Genomic DNA, 16,449 nt, shown 5'->3' with positions numbered 1-16,449 from the left:
GTTTTATTTATGGCTCATCCTAACAAATATTTATGAAGATACCTTGCTACCGATGTAAACTTGGTCTTCGTAAAGAAACCTGTCCCTATTGCTCATTTACTATAACAATTCTCCCCTCTAATTCTGGGTGAATACTTCCTTTTTCTTTTACATACTCTGCAAAAGCATCACGCAAGAAATGCTTTGTTCGCAATACTTCTACAGTGTCTTCCTTAAGCATTGTGAATAAATCTCCACCGCCTGTCAAGAAGTCATTAGCAGCAACCGTATAGGTTTTTTCCAGATCGATTGGTTCTCCGTCAACAAGGACTTCTACCACTCTGGAGCCTTGGTTTTGGGATGCATCGATAGTATAGTTTAATCCAGAAACTTGGAGGAAACTGCCAGATGCAGATGGGTAAGAAGCCGCCCCATGCTCTAACGCTTCCCAAATCGTTTGTCCGCTTGCTTCCACCATTACTACTGTATTATCAAACGGCAGGGCTTCATATATGTTCTCTAATGCAATCTTACCTTGGGGAATACTTGCACGAACTCCCCCACCATTTTGCAATGCAATATCTGCCCCTGTTAATGCCCTTAAACTATCCGCAATCGCGTTTGCCAGATTGGATTCTTTCAACCTTACTGTTTCACGTTCTCCATTTAACTCAACGGTTGACTCGCCAATAATTTCTTTCATTTCTTCATTAATTTGACTTTCATATTTTTCAATAATCGTTTCAACAGCTGGATCATTTTCCAGATTGTGTGTCATGAAAATATGAGCAAAATTAAATCCCAACATTTCATTACCAAGCATTTGAATGTTAATCTGGTTCAATGTTTCTGAATGCTTTCCTGGAGCGATCAACCATGAATTCCCAATTTGTTTTGGAAAATCAACAATATCTTCCCCGCCACCGATTATTAAATCAAATCCATCCACTTTATTCGGTAATACTTCGTTATCTCCATGAAGATGGGATAATGCAACAACAATATCTGCATCTTCTCTAACAGCTTGGACCGTTTTTTCTGCTGCTTCAAAATGATCCTCAAAGGTGATTCCTTCCACATTTTTCGGATGAGTGAAATGGTGACTTTGATCATCTGTTACCCCAACAATGGCAATGCTTGTCCCATTAATTTCTTTCATAATATAAGGTTGAAGAAAATCGGGGTGTTCTCCATTATAAAGCGTGTTTGCAGACAAAAACGTGAATTGAGCTAATTCTTCATTTCGCTGCATTACATCAAAAGGAAAATCAAAATCATGATTACCCAGAACCATCGCATCATAGCCCATTTCGTTCATTACTTCTATTGTTGCAGCTCCTTCTGAAAGATTGGCGATATTTGTATTATAAGGAGCATCCCCTGCATCAATTAATAGTGTATTTGGGTGGGATGCACGGAACTGTTTCACGATATGACTCATTTTAGCTAAACCACCAATTTCCTGTTCCGTACCAGATGGGAGATATGGCTGTAAATGTCCGTGGATGTCAGCCGTCGCAAAGACTGTAATTATTTGAAAATCGGGGTGTGATAGAATATCATATAAACTTTGCGCTGCCTCCTCACGAGGGATTGGTTTGTTTAGTTGAACTTTCTCCTCTGTCATGAAGCCATATTCGATCATCTTTTTACTAAAATCGATGGATTGTTGGGCACCAAAAATAATCTTCCCAACCATCTCTGTCCATTCATTATATGTTACTGACACGTTAGGATCATAGTTTTCCTCGGAAGGTTCAATTGCCCGAATTCTGAATAACCCTTCCAGCTCTTCTAATGCCCAATGATTTTGTAAGTTCTTTGCAGTTGGGATAGTAAAAGATTCATCAATAGCTGTTAATGGGTCTTGATAGGTTAGCTTCTTTTCGACATTAGGGTCAATTGGCGTTGTAGGATTAATTTCTGCCAATTGAAAACCTCTGTTTAACAATACAGCAGCTTCTGCACGTGATAAAGAACGATCAGGATAAAAATTTTGATTTGGCATCCCGTTTATTATCCCCATTGATGCCAATTGATTAATTTCCCCTTTATAAGGGGAGTTCGCAATATCCTTAAATGCATGTTTTGTTTCAGCCAAAGCTGGAAAAGCAGTGAGAATACTTAAGACTAGGATCAATACAAAAGCAATTATCTTTTTCAATGCTCATTCTCCTTTATTCCTTATTTTTTTCCTATTTACGTTAATGAAAAAGCAAAAAGGCAGCCGAGAAGTTGAAATCTAGCTGCCTTTTGCTGAAGCACTTACCATATTTCCATTCGCATCAAAATAAACTTTCTGCACATCATTATAAACACGTCGTTCTGTTCGGACTAAATCATAATTATCGTCAAGAACCGGGAAAATATAAACAGGTGATAATGTCAGTGCCGTACCTGTTTCTGTCTTTTCAAAATCCATTTGTAGATGGCCATAATGTAATCCACCATCAATCAAATGTTTCACACCATTCTCATTGGTTGCCCATAACTCAGGCTCATTGCGGGTCGCACTCCATTCAGTGTATGTGTTAAAGTTTTGCGGGACATAATTCCCATCCTCATCTTTAATCATTTTCTCACCGCGTAACCCATCTGCGGCTACACCAACATCATATACATGAAAACCTATGCCATCTTCACTCAATTGATAGAGTTAATGCAGAAAGTGCCAGCTTTCGTAAAAGTGTACTTTTTCTCATAACATCTTCCTTTCTGGCATATTATAATCTCATTCTATCAGTGCAGTATTAGACTATTGATAGATTTTTGTAAATTAAATGTTAAGTATTCTCTCCTCTTCCATTTCCTCTAATAATCATATTTTCATCTATCAGTGTAAACCGACGGAGAAACTTCCTGCTGCATCTTCCCAACAACCAAATCTTATACGCATAATTAATGTTTTAACAGTAACTAAATGTACGAATGTTATTTTAGTAGTTATGCCAAAATGCCTTACTTATTGATATATCCTCTCTCAAATTCAGTCTAGACAAGCTATATACCCCAACTGGTTCGCTTAACTCCTAAGTAATATTATCCAATAAGTTGAACAAATATTTTTTATTAGCATTTGACACTTATACGTATAAGTGTTATCCTTCTACAATGTAAGAAACATAATCATTTAAGAAGAACAACATACAGGAAAGCTATTGATAATTATGAAAAGGGTTAACTCTTTTGAATTTATCGATTAATGTCTTTCTATAAAAATGACTTAGGGGTGTATAAAAATGGCAGAAGAAATTTTAAATCCAATCGTTTTACAACGTGCTGATCCTTTCGTTTATAAACATTCGGATGGTTATTACTACTTTACAGGATCTCATCCACTGTACGATCGTATTGTACTAAGAAGAGCCAAAAAGCTAAATGAACTGCATGATGCAGAAGAAGTGGCGGTTTGGTGGAAACATGAAAGCGGTCCATTGAGTGAATTGATCTGGGCACCGGAAATTCACCGCGCGAATGATAAATGGTACATTTATTTCGCAGCGGCTCCTGACACAAACATAGATGATGATACATTTAACCACAGAATGTACGTTCTTGAAAACGCATCAGAAAATCCTATGAAAGGTAACTGGGTTGAAAAAGGGGAAGTAGAAACAGGAATGTCCACGTTCGCATTAGATGCTACTGTATTTTTCCATAAAGGTGAGCAGTACTATGTATGGGCGCAACAAGATTTAGAGATTAAAGGTCACTCGAATTTGTATATTGCAAAAATGGAAAATCCTTGGACATTGAAGACAGAACCTGTAATGCTTACAAAACCTGAGTTGTCATGGGAAATTAAAGGTTTTTGGGTAAATGAAGGACCTGCCGTTTTAATAAAGAATGGAAAAGTATTCATCACATACTCAGGCAGCGCTACTGGTGTCGATTATTGTATGGGTATTCTCACAGCAAATGAAGATGCTGATCTATTAGATCCTGACTCATGGACGAAAAGCCAGGAACCTGTATTCCAAAGTGCTCCTGAGAACGGCCAGTACGGCCCAGGACATAATAGCTTTACAGAATCTGAGGATGGTAAGGATACTATCCTAATCTATCATGCTAGAAATTATACCGAAATAGTTGGAGATCCATTGTATGATCCTAATCGCCAAGCAAGAGCACAGAAGATTGAATGGGATGAAAATGGCGATCCGGTTTTCGGCAAACCTGTCCCTGATGACAGATGGACACCAAAAACACCTGATGTTTTATAAGAAAGAAGGAGCAGACAGCAATGAATAATTTAAAACAGTTAAAATTTTGGAATTTCGGGGGCATGTATTATTTTTACTTCATGGTATGGGCATTAATATTTGCCTTCCTTCCGTTTTGGTTAAACAATGTAGCAGAGCTTAGTACAAGTGTTGCCGGTTTAGTATTTTCCGCAATGGCGGTTACGGCATTAATTCTGGAGCCAATATATGGAGTTGTCCAGGATAAACTAGGTTTAAAAAAATACTTATTCGGCTTTGTCGTACTATGTCTTTTGTTTATCGGACCATTTGTCCAATATGCCTTTATACCACTTTTGGAGATTAATGCAATTTTTGGCGCAATCATTGGTGGTGCTTACTTAAGTTTATGTTTAAATGGTGGGGTTGGTGTCGTAGAGGCATATATTGAGCGCTCCACACGTGCAAGCAATTATGAATATGGACATGTTCGTTTATTCGGTTCACTAGCTGGCGGTACTGCTGCATTTGTTGGTGGTATTATGTTTGTTCGTAATCCATACAGCATTTTCTGGGCATGTACGGTATCTGCAGTAATACTTGGCGTTCTCTTATGGACACTTCGTGTGAAAAATACAGAGAATGAACCAAATGCTTCTGCAGAAAAAGAGGAAGAGACTCCCGTTACAAAAGAAAATATCATGAATGTATTTAAGAATCGAAGCTTTTGGGGATTCTGTCTTATGATGATCGGGATTGCCACAATGTTTGACGTTTTTGACCAGCAATTCCCGAACTATTTTGCAAGCTTTTTCGATGATGCATCAAGAGGGGAGTTAGTATTTAGCCGAATTGCTTCTGTTCAAGTATTCATGGAAGCAGGCTTTATGATCCTTGCGCCATGGTTTATTAATAAAATTGGTGCGAAGAACGGTCTTATTTTAGCAGGAATTGTTTTGTTCATCCGCGTTCTAGGATCAGCCTTTTTCACAGAAATCTGGATGTTGGCTTTTTGGAGATTGTTAGCAGCTGTTGAAATGCCATTAATGCTGGTTTCTATTATGAAATATATTACTGGTGTATTTGATGTTCGTTTATCGGCAACAGTTTATATGCTTGGATTTAACTTTGCAAAACAAGTCGGAATCACCGTCTTCTCTTATGTAATGGGATTATTATATGCCAGCATCGGATTCCAGAATGGGTATGTCGCGTTATCTGTTTTCATTCTGATCTTTGTGATTGCAGGTGCACTGATTATGAGAAGCGAAAGTTATTATACGAAAAACGAAAGGGACATCGCTGCTGCCTAGTTAAGCGGAATCACAAAAAGGAACTCTTTAAAACAGGGTTCCTTTTTTTATTAGAGAAATCCTATTTAGTGAACACTTGCCTACGGATTTGCTAAAACATAATGAGGTATTAACTTACAGCTAAAGTAATATATAAACATAGAATAAAAGCAACAACAGAGATTGGTGTCATCACATACCGCTCTTTCTTACTGCGCGAAATCAGGTTAGCGATTGTGTTTATCCCAAGAAAGATAGTAATAATCCATACAAATATATTGGTAGCTATAAAATCGAAACCACTTATTATGTTCGAATGCAGCAAAAACACAAAACCGAATAACAATAAAATAATAGCATTGACTGCACTGACTATCCGCAATTTCCCTGGCAATATTTTATAGTATCCCCCCATAGCAAACTCCCCGAGAGGATATCCTAGTGCAAGGAATACTTGGAATAGTGCAACAAATAAACAAATAACGGCAACAACAATGGACAACATATAAACCAATCCCACTCTTATCATCTCCGGCCGATTTTAATGTATTTCCATAATGCTTACGTCAAAAGAAGAATATGGTTTCATTTTTTAACAGCTGGATTTGACTTGTTTTTATATTGTTGGTATAGCCCGTCCCCTCTTTTGCATACATATTAGAAAAAAGGCAAGGAGGCTAATTATGCCCAGTTATTTGTCATCTTCCCATTTAATACGCTATGCAGTTGGCTATGTTTTTATTGTTTCGGCTATTATGAAATTATTTGTTGCCGATTTAACCAGTGCATTCGCTAGTTATGGGCTGCCGTACCCTGATGTGGTTGTATTAATTGTTGGAATTACCGAATTGATCTGTGGTGTGCTGATTGCAAGTAATTATTATGTAAGGAAAGCTGCTCTGCCATTATTAGTTATTATGGCCGTTGCACTTCTGTTAACGAAGGTTCCATTGCTTCATAATGGATTATTTCAATTCGCCTTCGAAGCTCGATTGGATATTGTTATGTTAATCCTTCTTTATATTCTTTGGAAAAGATAATTTAGGTAGAACAGTAAAATTAGCAAAAAGCAATGAAAAACAACCAATAATCACGGAGAATTATTGGTTGTTTTATTCCTCTGTTCTAATCGACTGATATTACAATTTTCCCTGCTGCATGGTGTGTTTCACTCAATGCATGGGCATCATACACACCTTTTTGCGACAGTGGAAAAGTATTGCCAACAATGCTTTTCATTTTTCCATTTTCTAATAGTGCGGCCAGTTTGCTTAGTTGTTTGCCATCTGGTTCAAGCCAGATGCCTTTGGCTTCCACATTTCTTTCATTTGCTTTATCTTGATTTGGTTCACCAACAATGGAAATGAGTCTCCCGGTGTTTTCTTTCAGGACATCGAAACTATTATTTTGTGTCTCGCCACCAATCGTATCAAAGACTAGGTCAATATCTTTTAAAACATCCTTAATATCCGTTGTGTGATAATCAATCACTTCATCTGCTCCTAATGATTGAAGCAGCTCATGATTCTTTGGACTGGCAGTTGTATAAACATATGCACCAGCTTCCTTCGCTAATTGAATCGCATATGTTCCAACACCGCCAGCACCTGCATGAATAAGCACCTTTTCCCCTTTTTCTAATTTTCCATGGTCAAACAATGCTTGATATGCTGTTAATCCGGCAAGTGGAACTGCTGCTGCTTCTCCAAAAGAAATGTTCGCAGGTTTTTTCGCTAATAGGTTATCATCTACAACCGTATATTCCGCATAGGTTCCAAAGCGGGTAGTGTCAGGACGAGCAAAAACTTCATCCCCTGCTTTCCAATCCGTTACTGCTGACCCTACTTCTTCAATGATTCCGGCAACATCCCAGCCAAGAATAATCGGGAACTCCCAGTCGAACATCTGCTTTAAATATCCTTCTCGTAATTTCCAATCTATCGGGTTTATGGATGTAGCTTTTTCCCGAACTAACACTTGATTGGCTCCTAGTTCAGGTAATGTGATTGTACCTTCTTCTAAGACGTCTTTGCTGCCATATTGGTTAATGATCACTGCTTTTGTTTGCATGATGTCCTCCTCTTGTGAATTCAGTATCATAAATAGTTCAACACTATCTACTGTTATTATTACCACAAAAAGCATCAAATAAATACTGAATTGCTTTCGAGAAAGATATCATGGTTCATGAATCGAGAGAAATTTCAAGTATGCTCTTCGGTTAATTCATGTACCGATATTCCATCAATTTCTTCAACATAGTAATTTCTTCTTGCAAGTCTTTCCCGACATTTGTTTCTCCAACCTTTTTCCGTTCCAATTCCTTATCAACCACTCGTTTTACTGAAAGGACATCTGCTCCATTGTTGATCACTTCTTCTTTCGAATTAAAATGCTGGTGGGCAACGAGCTGCATACCAAAGGAATTATATAGCAACGTATAGCCAGCAATTCCTGTAGTGGATTGATATGCTTTAGAAAAGCCACCATCGATGACAATCATTTTGCCATTTGCCTTAATCGGGTTCTCCCCTTCGATTTCCTTCACCGGTGTATGACCGTTAATAATATGCCCCTGGTCTGGGTCCAGGTCAAACTCTTCTAATATCCTGCGGCACACATCTTCATTTTCTCTTAAATAATAGTAATGATTTTTCACTTCTTTATGTGATGCTTTATCTTTAATAAAATACCGTTCAAATGTCGTCATCGCTCGTTTACCGAACAGGGAAGAATATTCCCCTGTCCATAGATACCACACCATGTCTGTTGCTAAATCATCTGTCTCCTCACGATGGGAAAAGGCGTATCGTAAATACTTTTCAAACTGGTCTAACAATGCACGGCCTTTGTATACCTTACCTTCAATCTCCATTTGCTCCATCTCGCCGTTTTCATTTAGCGGAATACATCCATGAATAAGGAGATTGCCATTGTAAGGCAGATAAAGATTGCCTTTTTTCATTAAAAATTTCATATGTCGAGCAAGCTTCTCTGAATGTTGCACTGACACTAATAACTTGTTAATAACCTCTTCTTCTTCCGCTAATAATTTCGCCGGATTATCTGGATCAATTGTCGCAAAACACGTATTTTCCAACGGATAGGTTTTGCCATAGATTGTTATTTCCTGATTTTCATAATCAATCTGCTCGAGAACCAAACGATCTTCCATATTAAAAAACTCGCGTCGTTTAATAATGGGACTTTCCAATTTAAACTGAATGATCGCGATTGCCTGATGAATCTTGGTAATCTGCAATGTTTCATGTTCAGATATTGGTTTATCTTTATGCTGCTTCGGACGGAATGGCTGATTATCATCATAATATTTCTCTGCTAATGTAAGCAGAGGACGAAGATTAATTCCATATACATCTTCAATAATATCCAGATTATCGTAACGGGCACAAATCCGGATAATATTAGCAAGACACACTTTGGAACCTGCATATGCACCTAACCAGAGCACATCATGATTGCCCCACTGGATATCCAGAGAGTGATAGTTTATGAGAGTATCCATGATTTTGTCCGGATCCGGACCACGGTCATAAATATCGCCAACCACATGTAAATGATCAACAATAAGGCGCTGGATTGTATAAGCGAGTCCTGTAATCAGTTTATCTGATTGTCCCAGTGTGATAATCTGTTGCGTTATTTGTTCATAATATGTTTTCTTATTGGAGTATTTATCCGATTTATAAAGCAATTCCTCAATAACAAAAACAAATTGCTCCGGCAATGCTTTACGCAGCTTAGATCTTGTATATTTAGAAGAGGCGTATGGAATCAATGTGATCATGTCACAAATCACTTTTTGGTACCATTTGTGCAGCTCATCTTTATTGGTCAATTTATTTTTCATTAATTTGATTTTATCTTCCGGGTAATACACTAGTGTGGCAAAGTCATTAATTTGTTGTTCTGTCATGGTTTCTTTAAAAATATCCTTAATTTTCTCTTTTACTTTACCCGACCCATTACGAAGCACGTGCTGGAATGCATGATACTCCCCGTGTAAGTCGCTAACAAAGTGTTCCGTTCCTTTAGGGAGATGGAGAATTGCTTCAAGATTGATGATTTCAGTGACGACTTTTTCTTCGGAATTGTATTTTTCTGATAACAGGTCTAAGTATTTTGTGTTCAAAGCAGGGGCTCCTTTCAAGCATCAGTTGATTTAATATATGGTATATTGTAACAATAAATGCAACATATATCTAGATTTAATTTCAAATAATATAACACATTTAATTTAATACAGGAATTTTCAGAGGATATAGTGTGGTTTATTTATATTTATACATATTATTAAATTGCTTTCGCTGTCAACCCGATTATTTTTGTTAATGGGTTTTATGAGTGAACCGGATATAAGAAACGTAGACTGTTGCTTCCTTCGAGGGGAAAACATTGATGAGGAAAGTATAAACAAAATAAGGTGTGCTATTTCCAATAAGGAATCAGTCGAAATACAATTGTTGAATCACAAAAAGATCGGACAGGCTTTTGACAATGACTTACCCAATGATACAGTGTGGGCAGAGGAAGAGAGAAGATGTAAAAGAAAAAAGAAAAAAGAAACAATAACAAATTTAAATCTGCTATTGATTATATTTCAACTAAATGAGCGAAAAGCTTTTATTGATTAAAAGGCTAGGTTTTTTGTGCCATGACAGCATAGTTAGCGATAGAACTATCCCCATAATATTTCCCCCCACTGAATATTTAGTGGGGGCCAAAAGTATACTGCTTTATTAATTATTCTTTCTAACAAAATAAATTGGCGATAATATAAAGGATGGCTAATTCCCCTTTATATCCGGTGATCCATCCAGTTCAGGATATCAGCAATCGTTTTTTGGTGATAACTGGGATGTAATATATGGTGAAAACCGTCATTAAAAGATAACCATTTCTTATCAACCTCTAATTTATCCAAAAAGTTCTGTATAATAACAGGCTGTATAATTGGATCTTTCTCATCATATACACAAAGTACAGGATAACGAAAGGAAGCTGAATCCCTTAAGGCATTCACCCCATTTTGCAACAGTTCCGCTAACCACTTAGGTGTAATCTCAGCAGTCATATAAGGATCATGAAGTAGTGCATTTTCCGGAGGAAGGTATGACGCCAAATGCCCCATTCTCCTGATAATGGACTGCCATTTCATTGGATTAATGGATAACGCAGGAACGAATCGCGATGAAATCTCTAATGCTTTCTTTGCAAGAATTGGGATTTTGTAACGTAAGGCGAGCGCAGGCGCTGATAAAATGACACCTTTTGTCTCATTCGCGTAAATCTGGCTGTAGCGGATTACAACTAAACCGCCCAAACTATGACCAAACAAGAAAATTGGCAAACCATCAAACCTTGTTGATACCCATTCCATCAATTTATGCAAATCATCTATATATTCCTGAAATGTGTTGATATGCCCTCGGGCTCCTTCTGATTGACCAAATCCTCTTAAATCAAAACCTACGACAGCGATATCCTGTTTCATACATTGTTCACTAAAAGGCCGGTACTTGCCAGAATGTTCACCTGCGCCATGAATAATAATGATAACAGCTTTCGGCTTGGAAGGAACCCATGTCTGATAAAAAAGCTGAAGACCGTCTTTCGCTTGAAAAAAATTGCTCGAATGCATGATATACCTCCACTTTTGGTTACAAATATTAAGTAATTGTTAAAATGTTTGACTAAAAGATCAGCAGGTAAGCGCCGTCTCTGTTACTAATTAATTTTGATAATAGTTGAAGATTTGATAAGGAGAGGCCTTGCGGAATTCTACCCAAGAGTTTATCGAGAAAAACTTGCGCATATCTTAGTCAATGCCAATGGACACAGATACAAACTTAATTCCCACTTTTTTAAATCGGTAAACGATGGTTGGTGCAGAGAATGTTTGCATATTTAAACCGATGTAATTAGCTTGGATAAAAAAAAGTAAACTATACTTTATGAATATAGTCTAGTTGAAAAAATAGCGGAAAGAAATGAGGCTAAGGGGTTCATACAAAGGAAGTTTGCATATAAGGCAGCAACTCTAACCAGGGATAGGAATAACAATCACAGGAGAGGATAAGCAAAAGTCTAGCAATAACGCTAGACTTCTCCATATCATGTATTTACACAATTTCGGGATGTATTCCTACAGTTTAATTATATCTCAGCACTGTATGAAATGGTAGGCTGTAAGTTATTACACGTTATCATTTGTCACTGCCCCATCCTAATCTCGGTTAGCCTCTCTTCCACTTGTTGTATACTTGGCATACCATGTTGTGCTCCTAAGTGCTCAATTGCTAGTGATGCAGCAATATTTGCCTTATATATAGCATCCTCTATCGGCGTATTGGAAGCTATGAAAAACGCTAATGCCCCGTTAAAAGTGTCTCCAGCTCCTGTAGTATCTACAACCTCAGACGGATAAGTGTTTATAACCTTGTTATTATATAAGGCCCCTTTAGAACCAATCGTTGTGATCAGCTTATCACGATACGTTTCATTATTATCACCGAACAGGCAGTTACCCTCTTCTTCGTTAGGTGTAATATACAAAGCCTTATCAAATACATCACTCGGTAATTTCATTGCAGGCGCTGGATTTAGAATAAAGGGAATATTGTTTTCCCCGCATAAATCAGCACACCAAATGATAGTTTGAACAGGAATCTCCATTTGCATTATCACAATATCACTATCTAAGATTTCCCTTCTCCATTTATTTACGTAATCCTCAGTGACAGCATTATTCGCACCTGGAATAATCATTATTCTATTATCTTTCTCATAAAGAATAATATTGGCAATCCCTGTGCTTAATTCCTGATCAATTTCTATACTCGATGTATCAATATTCTCATTGGCAAGATGCTTTAATAAGTCTTTCCCCAGTGCATCATTCCCCACTTTCCCAATCATAGCTACTTGAGCACCTAATCTTGATGCAGCAACAGCCTGGTTTGCACCTTTACCTCCCGGCTTCATTTCAAATGTATCCCCAACCATTGTTTCGCCTTGATTAGGTAATCTTGATACCGAAGTTAATAAATCCATATTTATACTTCCTATGACCGTTACTTTTGGTTTATCCATGGTTACACCCCCTTAGTAAAAAGTTTATGCACTGCCTTTTTTCCGCTGAATCAATTTCCTGATGACAGGAAGAATAAGGGACAGTATTGCTATAATTATTAAAACAAGTGATATGGGTCTTGTAAAAAATATGGAATAGATTCTAGGTTCGCTAGCTGTATAAGCCAATAACAGATGTATTGTGTAGAACAATAAATACCATTATTATAGCTTAAAGTATCTTTCTTTCCATTGATCTATTTCTTTTTCTAATGCTGAAATCTCATTAGCATTAATATCAAGTTGAGGCGCTTTCACGGAACCTGCCTGAATACCGCGCAGCTCTAGTGCTTTTTTAAAGTAAGATATGTTTGCTCCCCCATGCAAAATTTGAATAATTTCATCGGCAATATGCTGAATTTCCCGTGCCTTATCGACCTGGTTTTCTTGATATTGTTTGTATATTTTTACAAACGGTTCCGGAAATACTCCCGAGACCCCTGATACCACTCCATCACATCCCATGGCAAGTGCTGGTAAAAATAACGTATCTGCTCCAGTAAGAACAGAGAAATTACCTGATCTGACCTTTATATAATCCTTTAATGTATTAAAATCCGGATTGCTGTATTTAATACCTATAATGTTTGGAAATTGTTCAGCTAAACTTGCAACAACCTCTACTGATAGTTTATTCCCTGATAATTGCGGAATACTGTACAAGTAAATAGGGAAATCCTCAGGTAATCTCTTAGCAATAGTCGCGTAGTAATTCTCTATCTCTAGATCACTTACCGAGAAAAATGCCGGAGTCACCACACCAATCCCATCTGCTCCTGACTCGCAAGCATGCATTGCCAAATTTAGAGTATCTTGTGTATTCATCGTTCCTGCATGAATGAAAACATTTACTCTGTTATTCGCTGTTTTAATTACACTTTCAGCAATTTGCTTACGTTCTTCAATGGTTAATTTAAACATTTCTCCAGTAGTTCCCAATGGATAGAGACAGTCAACCCCTTTCTCAATCAGAAAATTGGTTAGCTTTTCTGTCTCTTGTAAGTTAATCGTCCCATCCTCATTCATGGGAGTAACCATAGCTGTCGTTACACCAAATAGTTTTTTCATAATAATCATTCACCCCCACAATAGTATAACGTTTCAATATGATCCTATCATGGATGCGTCTACTATGTAAGTCTTCTTAGAAACACAGATCTCTTCCAGGAGATTTAAGGAAGTATAAAACGGTAAGCAGCCATTTGCTGCCAAGTTGATTCAGTTCGAGTAATTCCAAATCGATTTGCAAGATCATCGAACGCAATGATTCATTATTGTTTAAGGTTTCGCATAGCGATTGCAGGACTGGATGATACCCACTGCTTTTTTTTGACACACGAACATGTACACTAGAGGGAAGCATGGGGGCGAAATACTGATACCAGGAGCCCGCGTATTTTAAGTTGTATAGCAATTTGGTGTCTGATTCCATTTCAGTCTCTTCTTCGGTTACAGGGAGGCAGGATGTGAATGATAAGATTAATTGTATAGTAATGATAAAGATCGGGGTATCTCTCTTTAACATAGTGAGTATTCCGATCATAGTTTGTTTATAGCAAGGGATAATCGTAAATTATTTCACAAAAATGTTTAAACTCACTGGTACGACACATATATATATAGATAATAAGAAGCAGCATTTTAACGTCAGGCCGCTGTTAGGCTTATTCCCCTTGTACCTAAAACAACGTGAAGAGGGGTTTTCTATGGACTTTCATTGCTTAATATGCAGCAGCAATAACTGCAAAGTAATACACAAGACCGTAAGAGACAGCAATGATCATAATGTAGTGTTATGTAATAATTGTCATCATTATCAACTTACACCCTTACCTCGTGTGGAGGATGATGAAAATTTTTATAACAAAAATAGTCAGGCGGAATTTGTTAGCAACATTACAGTTGAAGGAGCCCGCGAGAAAGCATTACCAGATACTAAAAGAAGAGTAGAACTTGTTAAGAATTATATAAATATGCATTCAAACATATTAGATATCGGTTGTGGATATGGATTCTTTGTTGAAAGTCTTAATAATCAAGGGTTTGAAGCAGATGGATTAGAAACAAGCATATCTAGAAGATTAATTGCCAGAGAGAATTGTAAACGCCCTATTCTGGATATTAACCTACTTTCTGAAACGACACCAAAAGATTATGTAGTAAAATATAATGTTGTTACTTTGTTTCATGTTTTAGAACATATATCTAGCCCAGTAAAATTTTTAAGAAATGTGTTCAAGTTTCTAAAAAAAGACGGTTATTTAATTATTGAGGTTCCTAATGTAGATGATCATTTGTTATCTATTTCAGAAGCTTATCATAATTTTTACTGGCAGCGTGCTCACTTATCCTATTTTAATAAGAAAAGCATAGATTTACTGCTATCAAATTTTAAGGTTCAAACAAAAGAATTTACAGGTGTCCAAAGATATTCCTTTTTAAACATGGCAAACTGGTTAATTACTAATAAACCGCAACTAAGTGATCCTATTTTTGAACCTCCGGTAGAGTTAGCATGGCTTAACGATAAATATAAAGAACAATTGGTTTCTAATTTTAAATGTGACACTATCCTCACAGTATTGAAAAAGTAGTTAAGATTACTTGACTCCTTACGTAAAGGAAGGAAGAGGAAGAGTATGAAAAGAATTAGAGCTTTGCATATCGCTAGTTTTCATGGGAATATCGGTGACAATGCTAATCATAACGGTTTTAGGCAGAACATAAAGGAAACACTGGACTGTGAAATCGATTATGAAGAAATGGAAATGAGAGAGTTTTATCAATCATGGGGTACGAGAGATTTTAATCATTTCGAATTTATCGACATATGTAACAGGTATGATCTAATCATCATTGGCGGCGGGAATTTCTTTGAATTGAAGTGGGATTACTCCATTACCGGAACTACAATAAATATCAGCAAAGATTCTTTAGATAAAATAAATACACCCATTCTGTTCAATGGATTAGGATGCGATCTAGCCAAAGGAGCTAGTGAAAGTGCTATTAGAAAATTTGGATCTTTTTTAGATACAATAACAAAAAGCAATAAGTATTTAGTAAGTGTCAGGAATGATGGCTCATACAACACTATTAAAAAACTATATGGAGAAAAATATGTTGATAGTATTCACAGGGTTCCAGATGGCGCTTTTTTCTTGAAAACAAAGAAGTTTCATTTTCCTGAATTAAATAATAATCGAAAAACGATTGGAATTAACATTGTTTCTGACATGATCGATATTCGATTTAATAAGGATTTAAAAGACGGCATTGACTATCATGACTTCATTAATGGCCTTTCCGAAGAGTTGAACACATTCTTAAAAGGAAATAGTGACTATCAAATCATATTATTTCCACATATTTATAGCGATTTAAAAGCAATTACTGATTTGCTCGAAAAAATAGATGATCGATATAGAAGGACCAGAATAGTGACAGCCCCTTGTCTGACTGGACCAGGTTCTGAGGAATATCTATTTGGACTCTATAAGGAATGCGAATTTATACTTGGTATGAGATTTCACAGTAATGTCTGCTCTATTGCTCAGAACATTCCAACGATTGCTTTAAGCAGTTATAAAAAAATTAGTGATTTGTATAATGAATTAAATCTATCTGACAGAGTTATTCAAGTTAATAAAAATGGATTTCAGAAGGAATTAACTGAGCAGCTAAAATATACTCTCAGGAATCAAGAAGCGATAAAATCAAGGTATAGAAAGATAAATGAAAATGTCAAAAATGATAGTACTTATTTTTACAACAGGATGAATGATTGGATGAAGGAAAATGGGTTAGGGTGAATAAAGACTTACCCAAAAAACCATAAGTGAGAT

At 36.7% G+C, this 16,449-nt stretch carries 14 protein-coding genes; 6 read left to right on the top strand and 8 right to left on the bottom strand.

The window, feature by feature from the left end:
• Positions 1-85 precede the first annotated feature (85 nt).
• Together ACFOY7_RS05785 and ACFOY7_RS05780 are read right to left on the bottom strand one after the other, a co-directional pair.
• Positions 86-2,143 (bottom strand): 5'-nucleotidase C-terminal domain-containing protein, encoded by a 2,058-nt coding sequence (locus ACFOY7_RS05785; protein WP_390250304.1) that lies wholly within the window; start codon positions 2,141-2,143, stop codon positions 86-88.
• 78 nt (positions 2,144-2,221) lie between these two features.
• On the bottom strand, positions 2,222-2,626 hold the full coding sequence (locus tag ACFOY7_RS05780) for a hypothetical protein (protein ID WP_390250302.1): 405 nt from the start codon (positions 2,624-2,626) through the stop codon (positions 2,222-2,224).
• Between the two features lie 592 nt (positions 2,627-3,218).
• Between ACFOY7_RS05780 and ACFOY7_RS05775 the strand changes: the two genes are divergently transcribed.
• Entirely contained in the window at positions 3,219-4,202 is a 984-nt protein-coding gene (locus tag ACFOY7_RS05775) for a glycoside hydrolase family 43 protein (RefSeq protein ID WP_390250300.1), read from the top strand.
• Positions 4,203-4,222: 20 nt separating this feature from the next.
• A complete protein-coding gene (locus ACFOY7_RS05770; RefSeq protein ID WP_390250298.1) occupies positions 4,223-5,473 on the top strand; it encodes an oligosaccharide MFS transporter in 1,251 nt (416 codons plus the stop codon).
• A gap of 109 nt (positions 5,474-5,582) precedes the next feature.
• Here ACFOY7_RS05770 and ACFOY7_RS05765 read toward each other — a convergent pair whose 3' ends face one another.
• A complete protein-coding gene (locus tag ACFOY7_RS05765; RefSeq protein ID WP_390250296.1) occupies positions 5,583-5,972 on the bottom strand; it encodes a hypothetical protein in 390 nt (129 codons plus the stop codon).
• 163 nt (positions 5,973-6,135) lie between these two features.
• On the opposite strand from ACFOY7_RS05765, the gene ACFOY7_RS05760 reads away from it, so the two are divergent.
• A complete protein-coding gene (locus ACFOY7_RS05760; protein WP_390250294.1) occupies positions 6,136-6,492 on the top strand; it encodes a DoxX family protein in 357 nt (118 codons plus the stop codon).
• Positions 6,493-6,577: 85 nt separating this feature from the next.
• Here ACFOY7_RS05760 and ACFOY7_RS05755 read toward each other — a convergent pair whose 3' ends face one another.
• Complete coding sequence (locus ACFOY7_RS05755) at positions 6,578-7,522, bottom strand: NADP-dependent oxidoreductase (protein WP_390250292.1); 945 nt, start codon at positions 7,520-7,522, stop codon at positions 6,578-6,580.
• A gap of 151 nt (positions 7,523-7,673) precedes the next feature.
• A complete protein-coding gene (locus ACFOY7_RS05750) occupies positions 7,674-9,605 on the bottom strand; it encodes a fructose-1,6-bisphosphatase (protein ID WP_390250290.1) in 1,932 nt (643 codons plus the stop codon).
• A gap of 331 nt (positions 9,606-9,936) precedes the next feature.
• On the opposite strand from ACFOY7_RS05750, the gene ACFOY7_RS05745 reads away from it, so the two are divergent.
• On the top strand, positions 9,937-10,107 hold the full coding sequence (locus ACFOY7_RS05745) for a hypothetical protein (protein ID WP_390250288.1): 171 nt from the start codon (positions 9,937-9,939) through the stop codon (positions 10,105-10,107).
• Positions 10,108-10,271: 164 nt separating this feature from the next.
• Here the strand turns inward: ACFOY7_RS05745 and ACFOY7_RS05740 are convergent, their stop codons facing one another.
• The 3 genes from ACFOY7_RS05740 to ACFOY7_RS05730 form a co-directional block, all read right to left on the bottom strand.
• A complete protein-coding gene (locus tag ACFOY7_RS05740) occupies positions 10,272-11,114 on the bottom strand; it encodes an alpha/beta hydrolase (protein ID WP_390250286.1) in 843 nt (280 codons plus the stop codon).
• Between the two features lie 572 nt (positions 11,115-11,686).
• Positions 11,687-12,565: a ribokinase gene (locus ACFOY7_RS05735; RefSeq protein WP_390250284.1), complete on the bottom strand. Its 879-nt coding sequence runs from the start codon at positions 12,563-12,565 to the stop codon at positions 11,687-11,689.
• A gap of 204 nt (positions 12,566-12,769) precedes the next feature.
• On the bottom strand, positions 12,770-13,672 hold the full coding sequence (locus ACFOY7_RS05730) for a dihydrodipicolinate synthase family protein (protein WP_390250282.1): 903 nt from the start codon (positions 13,670-13,672) through the stop codon (positions 12,770-12,772).
• A 722-nt stretch (positions 13,673-14,394) separates the two neighbouring features.
• Here ACFOY7_RS05730 and ACFOY7_RS05725 point away from each other — a divergent pair.
• A complete protein-coding gene (locus ACFOY7_RS05725; protein ID WP_390250280.1) occupies positions 14,395-15,198 on the top strand; it encodes a class I SAM-dependent methyltransferase in 804 nt (267 codons plus the stop codon).
• A 45-nt stretch (positions 15,199-15,243) separates the two neighbouring features.
• The gene (locus ACFOY7_RS05720) at positions 15,244-16,416 is read left to right on the top strand and encodes a polysaccharide pyruvyl transferase family protein (protein ID WP_390250278.1); all 1,173 of its coding nucleotides are present in this window, start codon (positions 15,244-15,246) and stop codon (positions 16,414-16,416) included.
• The last annotated feature ends 33 nt before the right edge of the window (positions 16,417-16,449 follow it).

It is taken from the genome of Gracilibacillus xinjiangensis (genome assembly GCF_042651765.1).
Taxonomy (GTDB): domain Bacteria; phylum Bacillota; class Bacilli; order Bacillales; family Amphibacillaceae; genus Gracilibacillus; species Gracilibacillus xinjiangensis.
This window is presented reverse-complemented; position numbering and strand designations above follow the sequence as displayed.